This is a genomic window from Pseudomonas sp. Irchel s3f19 (genome assembly GCF_900187555.1).
GTDB lineage: Bacteria > Pseudomonadota > Gammaproteobacteria > Pseudomonadales > Pseudomonadaceae > Aquipseudomonas > Aquipseudomonas capeferrum.
Genome location: NZ_FYDW01000007.1, coordinates 128,176 through 149,598, shown reverse-complemented (window position 1 = coordinate 149,598; position 21,423 = coordinate 128,176). Strand labels below are relative to the sequence as shown.

At 64.3% G+C, this 21,423-nt stretch carries 17 protein-coding genes; 14 read left to right on the top strand and 3 right to left on the bottom strand.

The annotated features are described in order from the left end of the window. Positions 1 to 10: 10 nt before the first annotated feature. The 7 genes from CKW22_RS17965 to CKW22_RS17935 all read left to right on the top strand — a co-directional run bounded on the left by CKW22_RS17965 (position 11) and on the right by CKW22_RS17935 (position 6,798). Positions 11 to 1,213: an acyl-CoA dehydrogenase family protein gene (locus tag CKW22_RS17965; protein WP_033698553.1), complete on the top strand. Its 1,203-nt coding sequence runs from the start codon at positions 11 to 13 to the stop codon at positions 1,211 to 1,213. 181 nt (positions 1,214 to 1,394) lie between these two features. Beyond that, positions 1,395 to 2,375 carry a quinone oxidoreductase gene (locus CKW22_RS17960; RefSeq protein WP_033698552.1) on the top strand — a complete coding sequence of 327 codons (981 nt, stop codon included), beginning with the start codon at positions 1,395 to 1,397 and terminating at the stop codon, positions 2,373 to 2,375. Positions 2,376 to 2,387: 12 nt separating this feature from the next. Continuing rightward, positions 2,388 to 3,236 (top strand): TauD/TfdA family dioxygenase, encoded by an 849-nt coding sequence (locus CKW22_RS17955; protein WP_033698551.1) that lies wholly within the window; start codon positions 2,388 to 2,390, stop codon positions 3,234 to 3,236. 29 nt (positions 3,237 to 3,265) lie between these two features. Then, positions 3,266 to 4,318: a 3-keto-5-aminohexanoate cleavage protein gene (locus tag CKW22_RS17950; RefSeq protein WP_033698550.1), complete on the top strand. Its 1,053-nt coding sequence runs from the start codon at positions 3,266 to 3,268 to the stop codon at positions 4,316 to 4,318. Positions 4,319 to 4,475: 157 nt separating this feature from the next. Continuing rightward, entirely contained in the window at positions 4,476 to 5,810 is a 1,335-nt protein-coding gene (locus CKW22_RS17945; protein WP_047583383.1) for an MFS transporter, read from the top strand. Then, positions 5,807 to 6,475: a DsbA family oxidoreductase gene (locus tag CKW22_RS17940; protein WP_047583382.1), complete on the top strand. Its 669-nt coding sequence runs from the start codon at positions 5,807 to 5,809 to the stop codon at positions 6,473 to 6,475. Before CKW22_RS17945 ends, CKW22_RS17940 begins: the two co-directional genes overlap by 4 nt. Next, positions 6,472 to 6,798 (top strand): Rieske 2Fe-2S domain-containing protein, encoded by a 327-nt coding sequence (locus tag CKW22_RS17935; protein WP_033698544.1) that lies wholly within the window; start codon positions 6,472 to 6,474, stop codon positions 6,796 to 6,798. Before CKW22_RS17940 ends, CKW22_RS17935 begins: the two co-directional genes overlap by 4 nt. Positions 6,799 to 7,069: 271 nt before the next feature. Here CKW22_RS17935 and CKW22_RS17930 read toward each other — a convergent pair whose 3' ends face one another. Then, the gene (locus CKW22_RS17930) at positions 7,070 to 8,125 is read right to left on the bottom strand and encodes an AraC family transcriptional regulator (RefSeq protein WP_033698543.1); all 1,056 of its coding nucleotides are present in this window, start codon (positions 8,123 to 8,125) and stop codon (positions 7,070 to 7,072) included. A gap of 260 nt (positions 8,126 to 8,385) precedes the next feature. Here CKW22_RS17930 and CKW22_RS17925 point away from each other — a divergent pair, with 260 nt between their 5' ends. The 7 genes from CKW22_RS17925 (at position 8,386) to CKW22_RS17895 (ending at position 18,710) form a co-directional block, all read left to right on the top strand. Then, positions 8,386 to 8,952 carry an alpha/beta hydrolase gene (locus CKW22_RS17925; RefSeq protein WP_033698542.1) on the top strand — a complete coding sequence of 189 codons (567 nt, stop codon included), beginning with the start codon at positions 8,386 to 8,388 and terminating at the stop codon, positions 8,950 to 8,952. A gap of 47 nt (positions 8,953 to 8,999) precedes the next feature. Continuing rightward, positions 9,000 to 10,865 carry a DUF1302 domain-containing protein gene (locus CKW22_RS17920; RefSeq protein WP_095064547.1) on the top strand — a complete coding sequence of 622 codons (1,866 nt, stop codon included), beginning with the start codon at positions 9,000 to 9,002 and terminating at the stop codon, positions 10,863 to 10,865. Positions 10,866 to 10,897: 32 nt separating this feature from the next. Continuing rightward, complete coding sequence (locus CKW22_RS17915; RefSeq protein ID WP_033698539.1) at positions 10,898 to 12,256, top strand: DUF1329 domain-containing protein; 1,359 nt, start codon at positions 10,898 to 10,900, stop codon at positions 12,254 to 12,256. Positions 12,257 to 12,321: 65 nt separating this feature from the next. Next, the gene (locus CKW22_RS17910) at positions 12,322 to 13,401 is read left to right on the top strand and encodes a YCF48-related protein (RefSeq protein WP_033698538.1); all 1,080 of its coding nucleotides are present in this window, start codon (positions 12,322 to 12,324) and stop codon (positions 13,399 to 13,401) included. A 29-nt stretch (positions 13,402 to 13,430) separates the two neighbouring features. Then, entirely contained in the window at positions 13,431 to 15,956 is a 2,526-nt protein-coding gene (locus tag CKW22_RS17905) for an RND family transporter (RefSeq protein WP_256577311.1), read from the top strand. 45 nt (positions 15,957 to 16,001) lie between these two features. Then, positions 16,002 to 17,648 carry a fatty acid--CoA ligase gene (locus tag CKW22_RS17900; protein ID WP_095064546.1) on the top strand — a complete coding sequence of 549 codons (1,647 nt, stop codon included), beginning with the start codon at positions 16,002 to 16,004 and terminating at the stop codon, positions 17,646 to 17,648. Between the two features lie 171 nt (positions 17,649 to 17,819). Then, the gene (locus CKW22_RS17895) at positions 17,820 to 18,710 is read left to right on the top strand and encodes a LysR family transcriptional regulator (protein ID WP_095064545.1); all 891 of its coding nucleotides are present in this window, start codon (positions 17,820 to 17,822) and stop codon (positions 18,708 to 18,710) included. Here the strand turns inward: CKW22_RS17895 and CKW22_RS17890 are convergent. Further along, on the bottom strand, positions 18,707 to 20,269 hold the full coding sequence (locus CKW22_RS17890) for an APC family permease (protein ID WP_050506075.1): 1,563 nt from the start codon (positions 20,267 to 20,269) through the stop codon (positions 18,707 to 18,709). The two genes, CKW22_RS17895 and CKW22_RS17890, sit on opposite strands and share 4 nt — an antisense overlap. A 104-nt stretch (positions 20,270 to 20,373) precedes the next feature. Continuing rightward, positions 20,374 to 21,423 (bottom strand): ornithine cyclodeaminase, encoded by a 1,050-nt coding sequence (locus tag CKW22_RS17885; RefSeq protein WP_033698531.1) that lies wholly within the window; start codon positions 21,421 to 21,423, stop codon positions 20,374 to 20,376.

The window sequence follows — 21,423 nt, the reverse complement described above, 5'->3', positions numbered from 1 at the left end:
GAACCCCACCATGCATTTTGCCCTGCCAGCTGAACAGCTCGCCCTGCAAGCCAAAGTCCGGCACTTCATTGCCGAATCGGTACTGCCGATGGAGCATGACCCCCGCCAGACAGCCCATGGTCCATCGCCTGAGCTGCGCCAGACGCTACTCGACAGGGCCCGTGAACACGGCCTGCTGACCCCGCATGCCTCGCGTGAAATGGGCGGCCTGGGTTTGAGCCATATCGAGAAGGCGATCATTTTCGAAGAGGCGGGCTATTCGCCACTGGGGCCCGTCGCCCTGAACATCCACGCGCCCGACGAAGGCAATATCCACCTGTTGGAACACGTGGCCACGGCGGCGCAGAAAGACCGCTGGCTGCGGCCACTGGTGCAGGGCCACATCCGCTCGTGCTTCGCCATGACCGAGCCGAGCCCAGGTGCCGGCTCCGATCCCTCGATGCTGACCACCCAGGCCGTGCGTGACGGTGACGACTACGTCATCAATGGCCAGAAGTGGTTCATCACCGGTGCCGAAGGCGCGCAGCTGGCGATCATCATGGCGCGCATGGAGGACGGTAGCGCGTCCATGTTCCTGACCGACACCGACCGCCCGGGCTTTATCCTGGAACGCATGATGGGCTCGCTGGACAGCTGCTTTGCCGGCGGCCATGCGGTGTTGCGCTTCGACAACCTGCGGGTGCCGGCCAGCGATGTGCTGGGCGAGGTGGGCAAAGGTTTCCGTTACGCCCAGGTGCGCCTGGCGCCGGCCCGCCTGACCCACTGCATGCGCTGGTTGGGCCAGGCCCGCCGCGCCCATGACGAGGCCTGCCACTATGCCAACCGGCGAATGTCGTTCGGCAAGCCGCTGGGCGAGCATCAGGGTGTGGGCTTCATGCTCGCCGACAACGAAATCGACCTGCATACCACGCGCCTGGCTATCTGGCATTGCGCCTGGGTACTGGACCAGGGCGAGCGTGGCAATTTCGAGTCGAGCATGGCCAAGGTGCTCAGCTCCGAGGCCATCTGGCGGGTGATCGACCGCTGCGTGCAGGTGCTGGGCGGGCAGGGCGTCACGGGCGAATCGATTGTCGAGCGGATCTTCCGTGATGCCCGTAGCTTCCGTATCTATGACGGCCCCAACGAAGTGCACCGGATGAGCCTGGCGAAGAAGATCCTCGCCCGTGCCGCCACGGGGGGCGGGCAATGTGTGCCCGCGAAAACAGCTACATGACCGGCCAGGCCATCGCCGTCGATGGTGGCCTTTCAGCGCTCTGAGCGCTTGTGCCATGCGCGCTGTCATCAACTGAAAAACCGTTGTCGTCCGATGATAAGCGCCGCTTGGCGCAACGGCCTAAATTGCCCTTCAACACGCGGTTTATCGGTTAACAAGAACGACAAGAAAGGAGATTGGCATGGCCAAAGCGGTACGTTTCTACGAAACCGGAGGGCCTGAGGTCCTGCGCTACGAAGACGTCGAAGTCGGCGAGCCGGGCCCTGGGCAGGTGCGCCTGCGCCACGTGGCGGTTGGCCTTAACTACGCCGACACTTATTTTCGCAACGGCACCTACCCGATCCCGCTGGCCAATGGCATGGGCGTGGAAGCGTCGGGTGTGGTGCAGTCGGTGGGCGAGGGCGTCAGCCATGTGGCCGTTGGCGACCGGGTGACCTACACCGGCTTTATCAACACCCTCGGCGCCTACAGCACCGAACGCCTGATCCCCGCAGCAGCACTGATCAAACTGCCGGAAACCCTATCCTTCGAGACCGCCGCCGCCATGACCATGCGCGGCCTGACGGCGTCGTACCTGATGCGCCGCCTGTACGACTTCAAGCCGGGTGACAGCATCCTGCTGCACGCTGCGGCGGGCGGCGTCGGCCTGATCGTTTCGCAGTGGGCCAAACTGCTGGGCCTGACCGTGATCGGCACGGTGTCCACCGACGCCAAGGCCCAGGTGGCACGCGCCCATGGTTGCGACCACACCATCAACTACAGCCACGAGGATGTGGCCAGCCGCGTGCGTGAGCTGACCGACGGCGTGGGCGTCAACGTGGTCTTCGACAGCGTCGGCCGCAACACCTTCATGGGCTCGCTGGACTCGCTCAAGCGCCGCGGCCTGATGGTCTGCGTGGGCACTGCGTCCGGCCCCATCGAACCGTTCGACCCGCAGATCCTGGCGATCAAGGGGTCGCTGTTCATGACCCGGCCGGCCCTGGCCGACTATATCGCCGAGCCGGCGGAAAAAGCCCGCCTGGCCAGCGAGCTGTTCGACCATGTCAGCAGTGGCCGCATCCGCATCGAGATCAACCAGCACTACGCCCTGCAGGATGCGGTGCAGGCCCACCGTGACCTGGAGTCACGCAAGACCACGGGTTCGTCGATCTTCGTCATCTGAGGGGGCACTGCCATGCAAGTCGAACAACTGACCTGCGCCATCGGTGCCGAACTGGTGGGCGTCAGGCTGGCCGATGCCATTCATGATGACGGCCTGTTCGCCGAGATCCGCGCCCAACTGCTCAGGCACCGGGTGCTGTTCTTGCGTGACCAGGCCATCAGCCGCGCCGAGCATGTGGCCTTTGCCCGCCGCTTCGGCGAGCTGGAAGACCACCCGGTCGCCGGCAGCGACCCGGAGCACCCTGGCCTGGTGCAGATCTACAAGCGCCCCGACCAGCCGGCCGACCGCTATGAGAACGCCTGGCACACCGACGCCACCTGGCGCGAAGCGCCGCCGATGGGCTGCGTGCTGCGCTGCGTCGAATGCCCACCGGTAGGCGGCGACACCATGTGGGCGAACATGGTGCTGGCCTACGACAACCTGCCGGCCGAGATCAAGGCCAGGGTCGAAGGGCTGCGCGCCCGGCACAGCATCGAGGCCAGCTTTGGTGCGGCCATGCCGCTGGACAAGCGCCTTGCGCTCAAGGCGCGTTACCCCGACGCCGAGCACCCGGTGGTGCGTACCCACCCGGAAACCGGCGAGAAGGTGCTGTTCGTCAATGCCTTCGCCACCCATTTCAGCAATTACCACACCCCCGAACGCGTGCGTTTCGGCCAGGACGCCAACCCCGGTGCCGCCGACCTGCTGCGCTACCTGGTGAGCCAGGTGTACATCCCCGAGTATCAGGTGCGCTGGCGCTGGACACCTAACAGCATCGCCATCTGGGACAACCGTAGCACCCAGCATTACGCCGTCATGGACTACCCGGCCTGCCATCGCAAGATGGAGCGTGCCGGGATCATGGGCGACAGCACCTTCTGAACAGACAAGAACAAGACTGAGGATCAGACATGCAATTCTTCGACGACTCGCTGCACCCGGAAAACATGGAAAAGGTAGTCATCACCGTGGCGCCCTATGGCCCCGAGTGGATGCCGGATGATTTCCCGCAGGACATCCCGGTCACCATGGATGAGCAGGTGCAAAAGGCAGTCGACTGCTATGAAGCGGGCGCCACGGTGCTGCACCTGCACGTGCGCGAACTCGATGGCACCGGCTCCAAGCGCCTGTCCAAGTTCAACGAACTGATCGCCGGGGTCCGCGAAGCGGTACCGGACATGATCATCCAGGTGGGTGGCTCGATTTCCTTTGCGCCCGAAGGCGAAGGCGAAGCGGCCAAGTGGCTGAGCGACGACACCCGGCACATGCTGGCCGAGCTGACCCCCAAGCCTGACCAGGTGACGGTGGCGATCAACACCACCCAGATGAACATCATGGAGCTGCTGTACCCGGAGTACCTGGAAGGCACATCGCTGGCCAGCCCCGGGATCCAGGCCGCCTACAGTGAAATGACCGTGCCTGCGGGGCCGGCCTGGGTCGAAGAGCACCTGCGACGCCTGCAGGCGAGCCACATCCAGCCGCACTTCCAACTGACTGGCATGCATGCCCTGGAAACCCTCGAGCGCCTGGTGCGCAAGGGCGTTTACAAAGGCCCGCTGAACCTGACCTGGATCGGCATTGGTGGCGGCTTCGACGGCCCCAACCCGTTCAACTTCTTCAATTTCGTGCACCGGGCGCCGGACGGTTGCACCCTGACTGCGGAGTCGTTGCTCAAGAACGTGCTGCCGTTCAACACCATGGCTCTGGCCATGGGCTTGCACCCGCGCTGTGGCATCGAAGACACCATCATCGACCAGCACGGCAAGCCGTTCACCTCGGTGCAGCAGATTCAGCAGACCGTGCGCGTGGCGCACGAACTGGGGCGTGAGGTGGCCAGCGGCAAGGAAGCGCGCGCCATCTACCGCATCGGCGAGCAGTACGCGACCGTCGAGCAGACCTTGCTGGCCAACGGCATGGCGCCGAACCGCCGGCCAGGGCAGAAGGGCGTGCCACAGCGCGCGTGATGAATGAGCAGGGGCTTGTGGGAGCCGCTTGAGCAAGGCAGTTGCTCCCACATGTTTTTGCAGGGCCCATAGAGCGCTGTTGTTCTTCCAGTAGTACCTGATCGGCTGTTACCCATAACAACAAAAACAACCCAAGCCAGATACCCGAGGAGGCAGCATGGCCACCTACCACGCCAGTGCGTCAGAACCCGGCGCTGATACATCACTGGGCATCCCCCGGCGCTACGCCTGGATCGTCTTTGCCCTGACCTTCGGTTTGTTGATCTCCGACTACATGTCGCGGCAAGTGCTGAATGCCGTGTTCCCCCTGCTGAAGCAGGAGTGGCAGCTCAGCGACAGCCAGCTCGGCCTGCTCAGTGGCATCGTCGCCTTGATGGTCGGCCTGCTGACCTTTCCGCTGTCCTTGCTCGCCGACCGCATCGGCCGGATCAAGAGCCTGACCTTCATGGCGGTGATGTGGAGCCTGGCCACGCTGGGCTGCGCTGTCGCCGAGAACTACCAGCAGATGTTCATCGCGCGCTTTCTGGTCGGCGTCGGCGAGGCCGCTTACGGCAGCGTCGGCATCGCCGTGGTGGTGGCGGTGTTCCCGCGCGAGATGCGCGCCACCCTGGCCGGCTCGTTCATGGCCGGTGGCATGTTCGGCTCGGTGCTGGGCATGGCGTTGGGCGGCGTGATGGCCCAGCACCTGGGCTGGCGCTGGGCGTTTGCCGGCATGGCGTTCTTTGGCCTGGCCCTGGCGGTGCTCTACCCGTTGATCGTGCGTGAGGCGCGCATTGCCCCGAGGGGCCTGGCCGATGCCGCCGACAAGGCTGCGCTGAAGGCATTGCGGCCGTTGCGCACGCTGTATTCCAGCCGTTCGGTCATCAGCGCCTACGTGGGCAGCGGCTTGCAGCTGTTCGTCGGCGGCACGGTGATCGTCTGGTTCCCCAGTTACCTGAACCGTTACTACGCCATGAGCACCGACCAGGCCGGCGCGGTGGCGGCGCTCATCGTGCTGTGCAGTGGGGTGGGCATCGTGCTGTGCGGCATGCTGTGCGACCGCATGGGGCGCAACCGCCCTGATCGCAAGATCAGCCTGGCCATCGCCTATTGCCTGGGCAGTTGCGTGCTGCTGTCGGTGGCCTTCGCCTTGCCGGCGGGCATGCCGCAACTGGTGCTCATCTGCCTGGGCATGATGATAGCCGCCGGCACCAATGGCCCGTCCAGCGCCATGGTCGCCAACCTGACCCACTACACGGTGCATGGCACTGCCTTCGCCACCCTGACCTTGAGCAACAACTTGCTCGGCCTGGCCACCGGCCCGTTGATCACCGGCAAGGTGTCCGACCTGATCGGCTTGCAGGCCGCCTTTGAACTGGTGCCGTTGATCAGCATCGCCGCCGCGGCGGTGTTCTTCTACGCCAAGCGCCACTACCACCGTGACATGGCGCGCCTGGCCCTGGGCGAAAGCATGCCAGCGCCTGTCGAGCCTGTACTGGAGGCCCGAACGTGAACCCTTCGTTGTCGATTGATGTGTACGTCGATTTCATCTGCCCGTGGTGCCTGATCGGCAAGCGGCAATTGCAGCGTGCGTTGGCGCAATTGCGCGAAGCGCGGCCAGAGGTCGTGATCAACCTGGCTTGGCAGGGCGTGCAGTTGTTGCCCGACCTGCCTGTGGCCGGCCAGCCGTTCGCCGCGTTCTACCGGCGCCGCCTGGGCAGTGACGAGGCGGTGCGCCAACGCCAGGCCCAGGTACAGGAGGCCGCCAGTGCGGTAGGTGAACAGCTCGATTTCAGCCGCATTGCGCGCATGCCCAACACTGCAGACGCCCATCGCTTGCTGTTGCATGCCGCCGAGCTGGGCAGCGAGCAGCAGCTCGAAGCGCTGCTGGAGCGGCTGTTTGCCGCGTATTTTCGGCTGGGCGAAGACCTGGGCGACCGCGCCACGCTGTTGCGTATTGCCGAGCAGTGCGGTTTTGCGCCTGCCGCGCTGGCCGGCAGCCTGCGCGGCGATGGCCGGCCGTTTGCCAGTGCCAGCGCGAACATCGCCAGCCGGGGTGTGCCGTGTTTCGTGTTCGACGATCATCTGCCCGTGTTCGGTGCGCAGCCGCCAGAGGCGTTGCTCGACGCCATGCAGCTCGCGCTGTCGCGTTCGGCAGCAGCGGGGGCCGGCGCATGACGCAGCGTATCGAGGTGCCGGCCCAGCGCGTGCCCACGGTCGGCGGGCGCGCGTTGTTCGAGCATGCAGGCAAAAGCCTGGCGCTGTTCAATATCGCCGGGCGTTTGCTGGCCATTGACGACAACTGCCCGCACCAAGGGTCGTCGCTGTGCGCCGGCCAGCTGGACGGTGGTGTGATCCAGTGCCGGGCCCATGGCCTGCGCTTTGACCTGGCCAGCGGCTACCTGCTCAATTCCACGGCGCTCAAGGTGGCCAGCTACCCCGTGGAGGTGGAGGGTGACCGGGTGTTCATCGTGATGGCCTGCCAGGAGACCCTGTCATGAACAGCCTGGCGCTTGCCCAGGCGATGGAGGCCAGGGTGTCCTCGGCTTTTTTAGGTTTCTTCACGGAATGTTGGGGAAGTGGGGCTGGTAGGTGCTTGTCGGGAGATAGGATGATGGCGGCTAGGTGCCTGTCTTGGGTTTGGAGGTGGGGCGGAGATCGAGCGCCGCCCGCGCGGCGCTCGATCTGATAAGCGCTGAAAATGCCAAGCCAGGCACCTGGTGGCCCCAAATACAATCTCCAGGCATCCACAACTCCCACTACACCAGGCGCTCAACGCGTGGTGACAGGCCCTTGCGCGGCGCTGCGGGCGCGTTTGTGCGGCGTGTGCAGGTCATGCTGCACACGCCAGGTGGCCGGTGGCTGGCCGAACTGGTTGATGAACCAGCGGGTGAATGAACTGTGCATGGAATAGCCAAGCATGTCGGCGATACGCCCCAGTGAATAGCCGGGGCTTTCCAGGTAGCGCAGCACCAGGTCGCGACGCACGCTGTTGACCAGCTCGCTGAAGGTGGCGCCATCCTCTTCCAGGCGGCGCTGCAAGGTGCGCACGTTCATGCCCTGGGTCTGGGCGATGTGCTCGATGGTGGCGCGGCCCATCGGCATCAGCAGAAAGATCGATTTGCGCACCTCGTGCACCAGCGAAGGGTTGCCGTCATCCTGCAGGGCACACACGTAGCGTTGGGCCAGCCGCGCCATGGCTTCGTTGGCCTGTGGGTTGGTCGTGTCCAGGTCGGCGGCGGAACAGACGATGCCATTGAAGTCGCTGTTGAACTCCAGCTTGCAGCCGAAGATGCGGCGGTGGATGGCCAGGTCGGCGGGGGCAGCGTGAGTGAAATTGGCGCTGACCGGGTGCCAGTGCGCGCCCAGCAACGCCGAGCAGAAGCGGTGCATGACACCAATGGCCAGCTCGATGGCCTGGCGGCTGTGCATGGGCTGCTCGGTGATGACTTCCTGGCGAATGATCACCGTCTTGCCGGTTTCTTCGACGTGAATCGCCAGGGCATTGTTGAGCACATGGCGATATTGCACGATCACCTGCAGCGCATCGCGCAGCGAATGCTGGTGGCTGATCAGCAGGCTGACTTCACCAAAATCCGACAACTGGCGCAGTTCGGCCATGCGCAGGCCGAAGGCTTCGCAGCCGCTCAGGCGCGCCGACTCTTCGAGCACGTTGATGGCAGCAGCGACTGGAATGCGCTGGTCGGGGGCTTCGAGCAATGAAGCGCTGAGGCCAGCCTGGGCCAGCAGCCCATGGCCATTGAGGCCCAGATGGCGGGAGACTTCCAGGTAATTGGTCAGCGAAGCAGCACGGGCGAGCACGGTCATATTTGTTGTTTTCCACGTGTTCTTGATGGGCGTCCCGCTGCGCTGGCGGGTAGTCACTTATAGCGTTTGTGTCATCGGATGCAAAGCCATTTTCAGACCGCTGGTCCCACTCACCAAGGGCGTGCGGGCCGCCATGCCAACTGTGTCATCAACTGAAAAATGGCTGACGCGCAATGTAAAGCGTGTGCCGGAACGACGCTTTACTCTGGCCCTCAAGCAGTCGGCAATCGACCGAGTGATCCAGAGCAAAGGGCCCTGACATGGAAAAACTGCAAACCGCCGCTACCGTGCTGATCGTTCCCGGTCTGCGCGACCATGTGGCAGAACATTGGCAAACCCTGTTGCAGGCTCGCCTGGCCAAGGTGCGTGCCGTGCTGCCGCTGACAACCGACACGCTCAGTTGCACGGCGCGGGTCGAGGCGATCGAGCGTGAACTGGCCGCAATCGATGGCCCGGTGATCCTGGTCGCGCACAGTGCCGGTGTGCTGATGGTGGTGCACTGGGCCGCACGTTATCAGCGCCCGATCAAGGGCGCCTTGCTCGCCGCCCCCCCTGACCTGCAAAGCGACTGGCCGCAAGGCTACCCCAGCCCTGACAGCCTGCGCGCCCACGGCTGGGCGCCGCTGCCGGGCGGCCCGCTGCCTTTCCCAAGCCTGCTGGCGGCAAGCAGCAATGACCACCTGGCCAGCCCCGCCGCAGTGGCCGGCATGGCCGCGCAGTGGGGCAGCGAGCTGGTCGAGCTCGGTGCCGTCGGCCACCTCAACCCTGCCTCGGGCTACGGCCCATGGCCCCACGCCGAGGCCCTGATCCGGCAACTCGATTACTAGGGCGCATCTATCACCCAAGCAGAGACTCACCCAAGCAGAGACATCGCATGAACAACAATAAGAACGTTCTCTTCTGCCTTCCCCGCTTTAACCTCATGGCCACGCTGCTGCTGATCGCCGGTGCACCCGCTGCCCAGGCATTTCAGCTGGACATCGCCGACCCCGACTGGAGCGTGCGCTTCGACAACACCGCCAAGCTGAGCTATGGCCAGCGGGTCGAAGGCGAAAACGCCAAGGTCGCCCGCACCTCCAATCTCAATGACGGCGACAAGAATTTCAGTGTGGGTAGCGCGGTTACCCAGCGCCTGGACCTGCTCACCGAGCTGGATATCGTCTATCAGGGCAGCATGGGCATGCGCGTCAGCGCCGCCAGCTGGTACGACCATGCTTATGACGACGTCGGCTCGAACAGCAACCCGTTCCCCGGCCAGCAGGGCAATGCCGGCAACCTGGTGCTGGCGCGCCCGGCCGCAGGCTTGCCGGCGGGCACCGTGCTGGCCGGCGGCCCGGCGCGTCATCATGGCCTGAGCCGTTACAGCGACCGTTACTACAATGGGCCGTCCGGCGAGTTTCTCGATGCCTTCGTCTTCTACAACACCGAGATCGGCGACGAGTCGATGTTGAGTGGCAAGCTTGGCTGGCACTCGGTGTACTGGGGCGAGACATTGTTCAACGCCGCCAACGGCATCAACTATGGCCAGTCGGCACTGGACCTGGCCAAGCTGTACAACGTGCCGGGCACCGAAACCAAAGAGCTGTTCCTGCCGCGCAAGCAGCTGTCGTTGAGCTTCACGGTCAACCCCGAGCTGACGCTGGCGGCGCAGTACTTCCTCGAGTTCGACAACTCGCGCCTGCCCGAAGGCGGTACCTACATGGGCGCCTACGACATGCTCGGCGAGGGTGGCGATATCTTCTGGCTGCCGGTGCCCAATGCCGTTGGCGGGGCCGGTGCGTTCTACGGTGCACCCCGCGGGCATGACATCCGGCCACGCAACGCGGGCGACTTCGGCCTGATGGCCAAGTGGAGCCCGGAATGGCTCGACGGCACCCTGGGCTTCTACTACCGCAACACTTCCGACCCGACCCCGGCCGTGCTGATCAATGCGCCCAACCTGCACACCGGCAGCCTGGACGGTACCAGCTATATGGCGGCCTACGCCGACGACATCGATATCTACGGCATCAGCCTGGCGAAGAACGTCGGGCCGGTGAGTGTCGGGCTGGACGTCAACTACCGCGAGAACATGCCGCTGATCAGCAACTTCACCACCATCAACGGGCCGCTGTACCAGGCCTTGGTGGGCACGGCGGGCGGCACCAACCTGATCGGCGAGGTGCCGGGCAACGGCGAGACCGGCCTGGCCCGCGGCAAGACCTTGCATGTGGTGCTCAACGGCCTGGTCACGTTCGGTGCCACGCCACTGTGGGACGCCTCATCGCTGGCGGTGGAGGGCGCCATGACCCACCTGGTCAGCGTCGACAAGGGTGAGCAGACCTTCAAGGGTGATTCCAGCTACGAGGGTGTCGACAAGGTCACCACCAACGCCTACACCCTGGCGGTCAACTTCACGCCGACTTGGTTCCAGGCGCTGCCTGGGGTCGATATCTCCATGCCGCTGTCCTACAACGTCGGCCTCAAGGGCAACTCTGCCGTGCAACTGGGCGGCAACGAGGATTCGGGCAGTTACTCGGTGGGCATCGCCGCCGATGTCTACCAGAAGTACAAGTTCGACCTGAAGTATGTCGACTCCTTCGGCAAGTTCGATACCTGCGAAACCGGTACCGACAACAACACCCCAGGCACCAACGGGCGCTACCAGTGCATCCCCGGCCAGATTACCTCGCAGGCAGGCCTGGCGCCGTTGTTGAAGGACCGCGGCATGGTCACCGCATCGTTCAAGACCACCTTCTGAAACGCCACTACAACAACAAGCGGAGAAACGCGATGAAGCATCTCAACAGCCTGCTGTGCGCCTCGCTGGCGGTCATCTTCGCCGGGCATGCCCACGCGGGCGCACCGGCCCAGGACGTCGCCCGGCTGGGCAAGGACCTGACCGTGGTGGGGGCCGACCAGGCGGGCAACGCCGACGGCTCCATCCCGCCCTACGAGGGCGGCCTGAACACCCCGCCTGCCGGTTTCAAGCAAGGCGATACCCTGCGGCCTGACCCCTACACGGCGGAAAAGCCACTGCTGGTGATCGATGGCAAGAACGTCGAGCAGTATCAGGGCTCGCTGACCGCCACCACGGTGGAGCTGGCCAAGCGCTTCCCCACCTTCCGCATCGAGGTCTACCCGAGCCACCGTACGGCGGCATTGCCCAAGGCGCTGCTGGACAACACCCTGAAAAATGCCGCCAACGCCAAGTCGCTAGAGGATGGCCTGGCCATCGAGAATGTGTTGCCTGGCGTGCCGTTCCCCATCCCGCAGTCGGGCGCCGAAGCCATGTGGAACCACCTGCTGCGCTACCAGGGCGTAGCGCAGAAGGCCAAGTACGATTCGTGGAACGTCGACGCAGCCGGTGTGGCAGCCCTGGCCACCACGGGCCTGGCCTACAACGCCTACCCGATCTACGAGGACCTGAACAAGGTCATCGGAGCCAAGGACATCTATTTCCAGACCAAGCTGTACTTCGAAGGCCCGGCACGCCGTGCCGGTGAGTCGATGATGCTCAAGGATGCCGCCAACCCTCTGGTGCAGGAACGCCGCGCCTGGCAGTACCTGCCGGGCCAGCGCCGGGTGAAGTTGGCACCGAACCTGGCTTACGACACGCCAAACCCCGGTACGGCCGGCTCCGGTACCTTCGATGATGTGTATGTGTTCAACGGTGCGCTGGACCGCTATGACTGGCACCTGGTGGGCAAGCGCGAAATGTACGTGCCGTACAACACCTACCGGTTGACCTACATCCACGACCCGAAAAGCCTGACCACGCCCAACCACCTGGCGCCAGACCAGGTGCGCTGGGAGAAGCACCGGGTCTGGGTGGTCGAGGGCACCCTCAAGGGCAATGCCCGGCACATTTATGCCAAACGCCGCTTCTACCTGGACGAGGACAGCTGGTTCGCCCTGGCGTCCGACCAGTACGACGCCCGAGGCCAGTTGTATCGCGGCTCCTACAGCTTCTTCACGCAGAGCTACGACGTGCAGATCCCCAACAACAACCCGCATGTGGTCTACGACCTGGTCGGCGGCAGCTACAACATCAACGGCCTGATCGGCCCGCACGGTGGTATCGAGTACATCAGCCCTCTGTCCAAGGCGCAGTGGTCGCCCGAAGCCCTCGCCGGCGCCGGTATTCGCTGACCCCCGACGATCAACCTGCCGGCCGCGCCAGAAGGGCACCCGGCAGAGTCTGCAGAGGATGTGGCATGGCTTGTTCAAGAAAATGGGCGCCCTGGGCGCTGGCGTTGGCCATGGCTGTGGCTGGCGTTCAAGGCCCGGCGCGGGCGGCTGGGTATGTCGATGTGCTGGACTTGCCGGCCAAGCCGAGCGCGCTGGCGGTGCTCAGCCCCTTGCGCGATGTGACGCGGGCGGGGGATCGGCTGGTGGCGGTGGGGCCGCGTGGGCACATCGTGTATTCCGACAACCAGGGCCAGGACTGGCACCAGGCCAGTGTGCCGGTCAGTGCCGACCTCAACGCCCTGGTGTTTGCGAATGCGCGCGAAGGCTGGGCGGTGGGCAACGATGGCGTGGTCCTGCACAGCCGCGACGGGGGGGCGAGCTGGGCCCGGCAGCTTGACGGCCGGCAGATCGGCACGCTGGTCGAGGCGCATTACCAGGCCTTGGCCAAGGCGCATCCGGACGACCCCCAATGGCCGGCATTTGCCGCCGAAGGCCAGCGGCTGGTGGAGGAGGGCGCCGACAAACCCTTGCTTGGCGTGTGGTTCGTCGACGCCCGGCACGGTTACGTAGTGGGCGTGTTCAACCTGATCCTGCGCACCGACGACGGCGGCAACAGCTGGGTGCCGATGCAGGACCGCACCGACAACCCGCAAGGCCTGCACCTCAATGCCATCCATGCAATCGGTGATGAGCTGTACGTGGCCGGTGAACAGGGCTTGCTGCTCAAGTGGCAGGCTGGGCAACAGCGTTTCGTCAGCTTGCCCAGCCCCTACCAAGGGACCTGGTTCGGGGTGCTCGGTAAACCCGGCGAAGTGCTTGCGTATGGCCTGCGTGGCCATGTGGCGCGCAGCAGTGACGGCGGGCAGAGCTGGGCCCGGGTGAACACGGGGGTTACGCAAAGCATCACGGCTGCCAGCATCGACAGCAACGGCGACTACTGGTTGTTCAGCCAGGCCGGCCAGGTACTGCGCAGCCGCGACGGCGGCCTGAGTTTTGCCGTGCAGCCGCAGGTGCCGCCGGCGCCGGTGACCGCTGCGGTGCAGGCCCGCAGCAACGGCACCGTACTGGTGGGTGAACGCGGTGTACGCGTGCTGCCGGCCCGATAACAACCCCAAGCATTCGAAGAGAACTCGTGATGGCCAACATCAAGCAAGACACCCTGCCGGTGATCCGCGACCTGAAGGATTTCGATCCCCGCTCCGGCAACCTGCTGGAGCGCATGGTCTTCAACTACCGCCCGCTGTTCATGCTGTTCATGGTGCTGGTCACGGGGGTATTGGGCTACCTGGCGCTGACCCGCCTGGAGTTGCGGCCCAGTTTCGAGAAAATGATCCCGCAGAGCCAACCCTACATCCAGAACTACCTGGACAACCGCAAATCGCTGCGCGGCCTGGGCAACTCGGTGCGGGTGGTGGTGGAGAACACCCAGGGCGACATTTTCGACCCTGAGTATTTGACTGTGCTCAAGCAGATCAACGACGAGCTGTTTCTCGCCCAGGGCGTGGACCGCGCCTGGATGAAGTCGTTGTGGAGCCCCGGGGTGCGCTGGACCGAAGTCACCGAGGAGGGCTTTCAGGGCGGCACGGTGATGCCCGACGACTACCAGGGCAAGCCGGCCGACATCGAGCAGCTGCGGCAGAACATCAACCGTGCCGGCATCGTCGGCAGCCTGGTGGCGACCGACTTCAAGTCGAGCATGCTGGTGGTGCCGCTGCTCGACCACGACCTGGCCACCGGCCGCGGCATCGACTACCGGCAGTTCTCGCAGATGCTCGAACAGCAACTGCGCGACAAGTACGAGTACGCCGGCGACAGCAAGGCGCGCAGGGCAGGCGAGGAGGGCCACGGCAAGTACAAGGTGCGGGTCATCGGTTTTGCCAAGCTGATGGGCGACCTGAGCGACGGGCTGGTCCAGATGATGATGTTCTTCGCCTTGGCGGTGGGCACGTCGCTGCTGATCATCTACCTGTATACCCGCTGTGTGCGCAGTACCTTGCTGGTGGTGTGCTGTTCGCTGGCGGCGGTGGTGTGGCAACTGGGTATCGTCGGCTGGCTGGGGTATGCCATCGACCCTTATTCGATCCTGGTGCCGTTTCTGATCTTCGCCATCGGCGTCTCGCATGCGGCGCAGAAGATGAACGGCATCATGCAGGACATCGGCCGCGGCACGCACAGGCAGGTAGCCGCGCGCTACACCTTCCGGCGCCTGTTCGTGGCCGGGGTCACCGCGCTGCTGGCCGACGCCGTGGGCTTTGCCGTGCTGATGCTGATCGACATCCCGGTGATCAAGGACCTGGCGATCACCGCGAGCATTGGGGTTGCGGTACTGATCTTCACCTCGTTGCTGTTGATACCGGTGGCGCTGTCGTATGTCGGCGTGGGCCGCAAGGCCGCCGAGCGCGCCCTGCGCATCGACCGCCGCGCCGCCGAGCACCGCGGCTTCGGCAAGCTGTGGGATGCGCTCGACCGCTTCACCACGCGCAAGTGGGCGACCGGCGCGGTGCTGGTGGCCGTGCTGATGGGCGCAGTTGGTTTCTGGGCAAGCCTGCAGCTGAAGATCGGCGACCTCGACAGCGGCGCGCCGGAGCTGCGCGCCGACTCGCGCTACAACCGCGACAACGCCTACATCACCCGCCACTACGCACTGTCCAGCGACCTGTTTGCGGTGATGATCAAGACCCCACCCGAAGGCTGCCTGAGCTACCAGACGCTGATGCTCGCCGACCGCCTGGCCTGGGAGCTGCAGCAGTACCCGGGCGTGCAGACCACCGTTTCGTTGGTCAACGCCGTGCGCCAGATCACCGCAGGCTCGTTCGAGGGCAACCCGAAGATGAGCAGCCTGCAGCGCAACCAAGACATGCTCAACTATGCCGCCCAACAAGCGTCGGTCAACGCCCCGGAGCTGTTCAACAACGACTGTTCGCTGATGCCGGTGATCGCCTACCTCAAGGACCACAAGGCCCAGACCCTCGACGATGTGGTGGCTATCGCCGACCGCTTTGCCCGCGAAAACAGCACCCCAGAGCGCCAGTTCATGCTTGCGGCCGGTAGCGCCGGCATCGAGGCGGCAACCAATATCGTGGTCCGTGACGCCAACCGCACCATGCTGCTGTTCGTCTACCTGGCGGTCACGCTGTTTTGCCTGATCACCTTCCGCAGCTGGCGAGCGACCTTGGTGGCGCTGTTGCCGCTGGTGCTGACCTCGGTGCTGTGCGAGGCCTTGATGGTGGCGATGGGCATTGGCGTGAAAGTGGCCACGTTGCCGGTCATCGCCCTGGGTGTCGGCATTGGCGTGGACTACGCCTTGTACCTGCTCAGCGTGCAGTTGCACTACCAGCGCCAGGGCCGCTCGTTGGGCGAGGCCTACCAGAACGCCGTGGCCTTCACCGGCCGGGTGGTCGGCCTGGTCGGCATCACGCTGGCGGCGGGCGTGGTCGGTTGGGCGTGGTCGCCGATCAAGTTCCAGGCCGACATGGGCATCCTGCTGACCTTCATGTTCCTGTGGAACATGCTGGGTGCCCTGGTGCTGATCCCGGCGTTGTCGTACTTCCTGCTGCCGGACAAGCGCTTTGTTGCCGCCGAGCCCGAGACGTGTGCTGCGCCGACGCCACCTGACGAGCGCGTGTGCCAACCCCAGGCGCCCACGCGGATGAGCGCGTGAGTGCCCTTTAGTCGAACCGAACACGAATAACTGGAAGCTACCTACATGGCCAAGACAAAAATAATGCCGCCGGCAGCCGGTGCCTATGCCTACCCCCTGCTGATCAAACGCCTGCTGATGTCAGGGGTACGCCACCAGCCGGAACAGCAGATCGTCTACGCCGACAAGCTGCGCTACACCTACCGCGACCTCGACCAGCGGGTCCGGCGCCTGGCCAATGCGCTGCGTGCGGCCGGGGTGCAGGCCGGGGATACCGTGGCGCTGCTGGATTGGGACAGCCACCGCTCGCTCGAGTGTTTTTTTGCCGTGCCGATGCTGGGTGCGGTGTTGCACACGGTGAACGTGCGCCTGTCCCCCGAGCAGGTTGCCTACACCATGAACCACGCCGAAGACGACCTGGTGCTGGTGCATGACGACTTCGTGCCGCTGCTGGAGCAGATTCACGGTCAGCTGGGGACCGTGCGCGGCTACGTGCAGCTTACGGACGCGCAGGCGCCGGCCACTTCGTTGCCCGTGCTGGGCGAGTACGAAGCGCTGCTGGCCGCCGCCAGCCCTGAAGCCGAGTTCGACGACTTCGACGAGCATTCGGTGGCGACGCTGTTCTACACCACTGGCACCACGGGCAACCCCAAAGGGGTGTACTTCTCCCACCGCCAGCTGGTGCTACACACCCTCAACGAACTGGGCACCTTCGCCGCCTACGATGGCCAGCCACTGTTACGGTCCAGCGACGTGTACATGCCCATCACGCCGATGTTCCATGTGCACGCATGGGGCGTGCCTTACGTGGCCACGATGCTGGGGGTCAAGCAGGTGTACCCCGGGCGCTACGAGCCGAACACCCTGGTGCGGTTGTACCGCGACGAAGGGGTGACGTTCTCCCACTGCGTGCCCACCCTGTTGCAGATGATGCTGGACTGCGAGCAAGGCCAGCACACCGATTTCAGCCGCTGGAAGATCCTGCTCGGTGGCAGCGCGTTGACCCACGGCCTGGCCCGCCAGGCCAGCGAGCGTGGCATGTTGATCTACAGTGGCTACGGGATGTCCGAGACCTGCCCGCTGCTGACCCTGACCCACTTGCGCGAAGCCGACCTGGCCTTGCCCATGGCCGAGCAGGTCGCGCAGCGGATCAGAACCGGCGCCCCCGTGGCGATGGTTGACCTGCGCATCGTCGATGCCCAGGGTAACGCCATGCCTCACGACGGTGAGTCGCTGGGTGAAATCGTGGTGCGCTCACCCTGGTTGACCCAGGGCTACCTGCACGAGCCGCAGAAAGGCGCCGAACTGTGGCAGGACGGCTGGCTGCACACCGGTGACATGGGCTCGATCGACCGCCACGGGGTGTTGGAGATCAAGGACCGGATCAAGGACGTGATCAAGACCGGCGGGGAGTGGATCAGTTCGTTGACCCTGGAAAACCTGATCAGCCAGCATGCGGCGGTCAGCGCCGTGGCGGTGGTCGGCATCCCTGACGAGCAGTGGGGCGAGCGGCCTATCGCCCTGGTGGTGCGTGCATCAGACGGCAGCCTTGACCAGCCGATGCTCGAGGCGCACCTGAAGCAGTTCGTCGACTGCGGGCAGATCAACAAGTGGGCGATTCCGCGACAGGTGCATTTCGTTGCCGATATCCCCAAGACCAGCATTGGCAAGATCAACAAGAAGCTGATTCGCGAGATGCACACGGGGGCTTGAGGCGCCGTTGCAGGCGGTGCTGCCTTCAAGGTGGCGCCGTCGGCGTATCCGCAAGCCTCTGTAGCAATGTTGCAAAGCCCGTTATGATGCGCGCCATGCGAGCCCATGACTTCCTAGCTGTGATGACCTGTTCATGGGCACGTTCTGCATTGGCCTAAGAGTACCTGCACAGTGAATATCAGGCGGATCGAGTGCTTTCTTGCAGTGGTCGATCTAGGCACCGTGACCGCGGCCTCTCATAAACTGCACCTGGCTCAGCCAGCGCTGAGCCGTCAGATCCAGACCCTGGAGCAGGAGCTGGGCCTGCAGCTGTTCGAGCACCATCGCAACCGCTTGGCCCTGACTGCTGCGGGCCATACCCTGGTGCCGCTGGCGCGGCAGTTGCTGGAGAAGGCGCGCAGTATCCGCATTGCCGCGCAAAGCCTGGCCAGCGGCCAACTGCGCGACCTGCGCATCGCCGCCACGCCTGCCACCATCAGTGAGTTGATCGCGCCATTCATCACTACGCTGGGCAGGGACGACCCGATGATCCTCACCGTGGATGCGCCTCATGCCGATCTGCTTGAGCGCTTTCATCAAGGCATGGACATGGTGGTTACACCCAGCGCCCTCGACAGCGACCTGCGTAGCCTTTACCTGGGACGGGCGCCCTTGCGCGCCTATGTCTGGGCAGCGCACCCATGGGCGCTCGAAGGGCGCAGCGAGATAGCCTTGGCCGAGCTGCTGCAACACGACTTGCTGCTGCTCGGCAGCCAGAACATCAGCCGCATCCAGCTGGACCTGGCGGTGGCTCGTGCAGGGCTGGCTTACCGTGGGGTGAGCGAATGTGGCCACGCCACTGTGTTGCAAGCGCTGTGCGCAGCCGGGCGCGGCATTGGTATCGTGACCGACCTGCCGCGCTTCGGTGCGTACAGCCTGCGGGTCATTGACCCGCTACCCAGCCCTGCGCAACCTTACCTGGGCATTGACCTGCACGCCGGTTGGAGCGCTGAACATTACTGCCCGCAAGCCCTGGAGGCCATCGCCTTGCGGCTGGCAGGCTTTCTGCAAAGCATCGATTAAGCGCCGGGCACGGTGGCCAGCCTCACCTGCTGTGGCGCGCGCGCGATGCCAGACACGACACCCCAATAGAAGCATGCCAGCGACAACACCAGAACCAAGGCCTGGTCCCACGGCGCCGGCATGAGCCCGCTGCCACCGAAGTTGCCAAGGCAGCTGATCAGCATCAAGCCCAGGAAGTAGGCGACGATCCAGGCGCTTGAGCGCAGCTGCTGGGCAAAGCCAACCCCCGCGACTTGTCTGCCTCGGGCCACCAGGCAATAGACCAGCATCAATAGCAGGAACGCGCCGAGCATCCACGACAGGGTCTTCCAGCCCACCCAATAGAAGATGAACGTTGCACTCACGAATGCCAGTGGCGCGATCAGGCCGATGCCGCGGATCCGATAAGGCCTCGGCAGGTCGGGCGCGTTGAGGCGCAGGGTCATCACGCAGATGGGTAGCAGCGTGAACAGCATCACCCCAGCTGCCGAGTTCACCTGCACCAAGGCCTCCCAGGAGGGAAACGGCAACGTCCAGAACAGCGCCATGAACAGCGACAGCCACAGGGCCAGCCGGGGGACGCCGGTGTTGGCGTCCAGTGCGGTGAAGCGTTTGAAGAACGTGCCATTGCGCGCCCATGCATACACCTGTCGTGCGGTTGCCGCCAGGTACACGTTGCCGGTGCCGGCGGGTGAGATCAGGGCATCGGCCATGATCACTTTGACCAGCCATGCCAGGCCCAGCATGCTGGCCAGGTCGGCGAATGGCGTACTCATCTGCAGGGCGCCCCAGCCTTGGTTCAGCATTGCACTGGGCACCGCCCCGATGAAGGTCACTTGCAGCAGCACATACACCAGCGTGGTGATCAGCAACGAGAAGAAGATCGCCAGGGTAATGGTGCGCGAGGGGTTCCTGACCTCGGCGCTGAACATCACGATGTTCTGGAACCCGCCAAAGGCAAAGATCAGCCCCGCAGTGGAAACGGCGGCGGTGATACCGCTGACGCCGTTTGGCGCGAACGCATGGGCGGTGAAATTGCTGGGTTCGAAATGCAAGGCCAAGGTCACGATCACCACCGCCGGCACCCCCAGCTTGATGACGGTTACCAGCGAATTGGCCTTGCCGAACGACTTGACCCCGAAGTAGTTGATCAGGAAGAACACCCCGATCAAGCCGGCCTGGAACCACCAGCCGAGCAGGGTGGGTTCTGCACCGCCCAGCGCGGGCAGCCAGGCGCTGGCGTAGGTGCGCACCGCCACGGCCTCGAGCCCGGCCACGCACGAGTACATGATGAACGCCGCAAAGCTGACGATAAACCCGATCAGAGGCCCGTGGGTCATGGCCGGGTATCGGACCAACCCGCCGGTCTTGGGCAGCGCACTGCCCAGTTCGGCCAGGGTCATGGCGATGAAGAAACTGGCGAATGCAGCGATCAGCCAGGAAATCCAGGCGGCCGGACCGGCGATCTTCACCGCCAGTAGCGATGAAAACAGCCAGCTTGAGCCAATCATTGACCCGACGCCGATCAGGGTCAGGTCGAGCAGCCCCAGGTTGCGCTTGAAGGTAGCCGTATTGCTCATGGATGCCCCACTGTTTGGAATATGTTGTTCTTGTTGGCGACGCAGGCAAAGCGCTGATTGTCGGCGACCGGGCACGTGGGCCTCGGTCGCACGTGTGCCGGAAGTCAGGCAACCTTATGCAGGCTGCGCGTTGCCCGGCCATCTTTGGTCAGGCTGTACAGGTCCTTGGGGTCGGGCAGTTCAGGGACCAGTTCGATGCTGCTGCCAAGGCCTTCCTGGCTGCTCAGCTCGTAGAGCAGGCGCAGGGCCGAGTAGTCCTCAAGGGCGAAGCCCACCGAATCGAACACGGTGATCTCGTCCTTGCTCGTGCGACCGTGACGGTCATTGGCGATCAGGGTCCACAGTTCGGTAACCGGAAAATCACCGGGCAGTTGCTGGATATCGCCTTCGATACGCGTCTGTTGCTCGTACTCGACGAACACCGTGCCTTGGCGCAGCACCTGCGGGTCAAGCTCGGTCTTGCCGGGGCAGTCGCCGCCCACGGCGTTGATGTGCATGCCTGGCGCCACCATGTCCGAGGTGAGGATGGTGGCCAGGCATTTGTCGGCGGTTACCGTGGTGATGATATCCGCGCCGTGCACGGCCGCCTCGGCCGATTCACAGGCAACCACCTCAAGGCCTGGATAGTCCTTGAGGTTGTGCAGCAGCTTTTGCGTGGCGCGAGGGTCCACATCGAAACACTGCACCCGTTGAATACCCAGCAGGGTGTGAAACGCGATGGCCTGGAACTCGCTCTGGCAGCCATTGCCGATCAAGGCCATCACCTTCGCGTCGTCACGGGCCAGGTACCTGGCCGCCAGTGCTGAAGTGGCAGCGGTGCGGATTGCAGTGGTCAGGGTCAGTTCCGAGAGCAGCAGCGGGTAGCCGGTGGCGACATCGGCCAGCACGCCGAAGGCCATGACCGTGGACAAGTTGTGCTCGATGTTGCCTGGATGGCCATTGACGTACTTGAAGGCATAACGCCCGGCATCGGCGATGGGCATCAGTTCGATGACGCCGACATCGCTATGGTTGGCCAGCCGTGCAGACTTGTCGAAGGCCTGCCATCGACGGAAATCATCTTCGATGTAGTCGGTCAGGCGGCGCAGCAGGGTATCGACCCCATGACCGGACAAGTACTCGCTGAGGTCTGAAACGCTGATGAATCGGGTCAT